This is a genomic window from Candidatus Magnetobacterium casense, assembly GCF_019173545.1.
In the GTDB taxonomy this organism is placed as follows: Bacteria; Nitrospirota; Thermodesulfovibrionia; order Thermodesulfovibrionales; family Magnetobacteriaceae; genus Magnetobacterium; species Magnetobacterium cryptolimnobacter.
The window spans coordinates 1-1,239 of the sequence record NZ_JABXWD010000719.1 but is presented as its reverse complement, the minus strand read 5'-3'; the positions used below and the strand labels follow the sequence as shown (position 1 = coordinate 1,239).

General features: G+C 50.0%; 2 protein-coding genes. Both read right to left on the bottom strand.

What is annotated here, in order from left to right; translation table 11 throughout:
- Positions 1-180: 180 nt before the first annotated feature.
- Complete coding sequence (locus tag HWQ67_RS19045) at positions 181-696, bottom strand: hypothetical protein (protein ID WP_218254272.1); 516 nt, start codon at positions 694-696, stop codon at positions 181-183.
- Positions 697-928: 232 nt separating this feature from the next.
- Positions 929-1,239 (bottom strand): hypothetical protein (locus HWQ67_RS19040; RefSeq protein ID WP_218254271.1); only part of this gene is annotated, 311 nt, incomplete at its 5' end.

Here is a 1,239-nt window from a genome sequence, read left to right as displayed (position 1 = left end):
TGCTTCATAACCCAGTAGTAGGCCACAAGTAGCACGATCCCCAGGCCCACTACGCCGACTACCACGCCAGCCCAAACACCATTAAAGTGTCCCACAACAAGTCCCGCTATAGTTGGTGGACCAAATATGATGGCCACTCCGATTGGTAGTAACTGACTCCGTTTCATTCCATCCTCCTTGCTAACGGCGAACCAGGTGGCTGAACCTGCCCTGATCAGCAAACTTCTCAGGGTTAGGAGCTGCAACCACCCGCTTTGCCTGGCGATATTTCTTTTGCCTGTCATATTCGGTAAACTGGTAATCATCGAAGTGTATTATGAATATCCCATGCCCGTTTTCGTAGATACTTTCATCCAACTTGGACTTTTCAACTGTATTCCTGAATACCTCCAGTGGGCAACAGGCTACATGAGACAGGTACTCGTAGGGCATAGCCCGCAGATCGTTGTCGGAAATTAGCCCTGGCACCGGCCCGAACTCATCGGCCATAACTATCAACTTGGAAAAGACAGCAATCTCTTCCAGGGTGCACCGATAATTTATGGAGCTGGTCAACCAACTCTTCCGTAGAACTACCCACCCTCTTTTCCATGCGGTTCGGGACTTTACCCGCTCTATTTTCAGGTTTACCAGTGCCTCCCAATCCTTCCTTATCCGGGCTTCCGTTTCCGCTACCTTGTATTCTTCGTCCATCATAGCTATTGTAACCATTAGTTACACAATGTTGTAACCTTTTTGTGTAACCCCTTCTATTTCTATATTATTATTCTATTTCTATTCTTTTCTAGTACCCCTGTATTTTCTTTTGGTTCTTTTCTTTTTTTGTCGGCCTCCTTAACGCAGGGCACGCAGGTCGACATTTCGTAATCCCGGTACTTCCCCGCCACATGGACCCCTTGCATTGGCCTCCCGCAGATTGGGCAATTATTCATAATGCCGGGTATATCTCCACATAGGCGAAACTGGGTTGGTTCGCCAACCCTGCGAATGTTATGTCAATGGGAGTCCATGCGTCGGCTGCCAACGCGAAGGTGCCGATGTTCCACCACACCTGGCTGGTTCCCCAGTCGGTCCCGTTGTAGGACATCACCGGGACGTAAGTGGTGTTGGTGGTCCAGTTCAACCCGGCATAGATGGGTAGCGAAAATACCAGGTGGATGTTCGCCGTGAAGTTGCCAGGGTCGCTTGCCTTGGCGTGGATCGTGAGGTTCCCGGCGGTAAGGTTGCCGGTCAGGTATG